Below are 1,924 nucleotides of genomic sequence, written 5' to 3' on the forward strand. Positions count from 1 at the left end.
CCGCTGTATAATCTACAGAGCAGCAAAAAAAATGATTTTAATGATTACATCTGGGATCTTCTAACAGAAGATATAAACCCAAAATTGATTAAGACATTAGACATAAACAGGCAAATCGAAGAGTTAATATTTATTGCAGATGATTTGAGTAAAATATGGATTCAGGAGTCAATCTCTGACCGTAATGACTTAGACTTTGAGATTTTTGATAAGTTGATGACCGTATTGAATGCTCAATCAGATATAAAAATAGACGACGATATAAAGATCACTTTTCTTCAACAAACGGCGGAAAACAACAAAACCATAGAACTGCCTAAAGCTGAAAACACCATCATTTTGTTTAAATACATCAGTGATGCGATTTATAGATATTATGCCGATACCGCAAAAACATTCGGACTGAAATGGTATCTTTTTAATGGCTATAAGGAACCGCGCACACTTATATTAATGAATGCCAAACTTAACAGTTTAAAAAACAATACGAAAATTGACGAAGACACTTTAACTGCAAGATATATTATGTACCTATTACCCTATTTAAGATTACTACCCCAGTTTCCTCCCCATAAAGGCAAGCGATTAACAATCATCACTGGTTCTCAAGCTAAGTTTATCGACAAATTCTTTACATTATTTGGGCTTTATAAACACTCAATTAAAATTAATCTTCAACAAAAGGAAACTTTCAAATCCCCAAAACAATTGCGACGTCTTTTGGACCGTTACTTAAAAAATTCCGGTAAAAGTCTTGAATGATTTCGTCCGAGTATTTAAAAAGTTTTATTTAAAACTTTGGTCCAATTACACAATCTTACTAAGTGAGGAACAGTAATTTTGTGTCTACAAAGCAGAAGATGAGGCCTCGTTCGATGTTTTAAACTATTTAAAAAAAATTAAAACTTATGAACAAGTTGTATGATGAGCTAGTTAGCTCAAAAATTTCTACAGACCAAACAGACTTTGTCTTTTTTAATGACAATAGCCCAGAGGGCTATACAAGTCAAGCTGATTTTATAGCAAGCTTGCGTAAACAAAAGGCGGGAAAGGCTTTTAGAGTTGATAATCTTAAAAAGATGTTCGACAATATGTCTCTTAACCGAAGGTTATCAGCTGAACCATCGCCCTCATTCGATGAAGGTCAACAGGTCATTTGGGTAAGGTTTACTTATGGCAAAATACGCGAGAATCTTCAAATTTTGAACGAATGCGGTCTACACCAATTCGTTCTAGATTACGCAAATGGTAAAGTTAAAAACGTACCAACCTTACAAATGCTTCTTAACAGTATAAAAGAAGCTTAAACGATCCCATAGGGTGGCACTTCTGCCACCCTATTTTAACTTCACTTTAATTAGAATCTTAAAGCCCAAAACGAGCTATGGGTTTACTATGCTCGAAATTATGAATAAAAACGCTTGGAAATTCCCCAAAATTAGTGACGGTCAATACCTTAAAGATATTATAGATTGCATACCGTCAAATATCATATTATTTAAAATTCTCACAGGTATTGGTGCCACTACCCTTGAAATAGAATACTTGTTACGGAACAGTATTATCATTGAGCCGAACCTGCCGGTCATCAGGGGTAAGTGTAAAAAGTATAATATACATGGCAGAAAAAAGGTAATCCTTGGTGTTTATGAAAACATCACCGTAGACCATATAATTGATTATTTACAATCCGGAGTTAAGGCGATAAAAATCTTAACTACGCCAGAATCATTTTTCAAAGTTCAACAAGCCTTCAATGAGTTAGGTATTGACATGTACGCGCATAGCTTCCTACTATTTGATGAATGTGAACGCGTCACTCAAGATGTCGGATACAGAGGTAAAATCACCTTGCCTATCGAGTTTTTCTTTAGGTTTAAAAACAAGGCCTTTATTTCAGCAACGCCAACAATACCATCCGATC

At 34.7% G+C, this 1,924-nt stretch carries 3 protein-coding genes; all 3 read left to right on the top strand.

Annotated features, from left to right (window positions below; genetic code table 11):
* Positions 1-762 (top strand): hypothetical protein (locus AC1DPZ_RS26270; RefSeq protein ID WP_477409063.1); only part of this gene is annotated, 762 nt, incomplete at its 5' end.
* Positions 763-908: 146 nt separating this feature from the next.
* Positions 909-1,307 (top strand): hypothetical protein, encoded by a 399-nt coding sequence (locus AC1DPZ_RS26275; protein ID WP_477409065.1) that lies wholly within the window; start codon positions 909-911, stop codon positions 1,305-1,307.
* Positions 1,308-1,407: 100 nt separating this feature from the next.
* On the top strand, positions 1,408-1,924 hold a 517-nt coding region (locus tag AC1DPZ_RS26280; protein ID WP_477409067.1), incomplete at its 3' end, for a hypothetical protein.

This window comes from Mucilaginibacter sp. P4_G9, assembly GCF_056400985.1.

Excerpts from the sequence above, each read along its gene's own strand:
- AC1DPZ_RS26275 (WP_477409065.1), top strand. The coding sequence starts at position 909 with ATGAACAAGTTGTATGATGAGCTAGTTAGCTCAAAAATTTCTACAGAC.